The 520-nt window shown below is 55.2% G+C and carries 1 protein-coding gene; it reads right to left on the bottom strand.

Translation table 11 applies throughout. From position 1 onward, the window contains the following. Positions 1 to 62 precede the first annotated feature (62 nt). The coding region (locus H8A95_RS43540) for an aminotransferase class III-fold pyridoxal phosphate-dependent enzyme (protein ID WP_229188523.1) at positions 63 to 520 on the bottom strand (458 nt) is incomplete at its 5' end.

The raw sequence follows: 520 nt of genomic DNA, 5'->3' as shown, positions 1-520 counted from the left end.
GCCTACCTGCCGCCGCACAGGGAACATCTTTAGGGCGCCCCAGAGGCGAACGAGATTTACGGTCAAGCGATTGCCGATTCCTTTACGAGCTCGTCCATTACCTGCTTCGTCGCTCGATACGCCAAATCAACAATCTCATCGATCTCACCTTCGGACACAACAAGAGGTGGGGCAAAACCTAAAATATCGCCGTGCGGCATTGCTCGTACGATAAGCCCCCGGTCACGAGCAGCCTTCGAGATACGAGCACCTACCTTCAGCTTCGGGTCGAACCGCCGTTTCGTCTGACGATCGGCAATGAATTCGATCGCGCCAAGTAAACCAACGCCTCTCACTTCGCCGACGATCTCAAGCTGTGCAAACCGTTCCTTAAGTCGCTTATTGAAGTGCGAGCCGACGATCCTCGCACGGTCGCTTAGTCGTTCCTTCTCGACAATATCGAGAACTGCGTTAGCAGCAGCGGCCGCGATCGGATGGCCGGAATAGGTATATCCATGCGAAAAGGCACCGACTCGATCCG

This window comes from Bradyrhizobium oropedii, from assembly GCF_020889685.1.
GTDB lineage: Bacteria > Pseudomonadota > Alphaproteobacteria > Rhizobiales > Xanthobacteraceae > Bradyrhizobium > Bradyrhizobium oropedii.
Note: the sequence above shows the minus strand (reverse complement) of the source record. Positions and strands in the feature narration are given on the sequence as shown.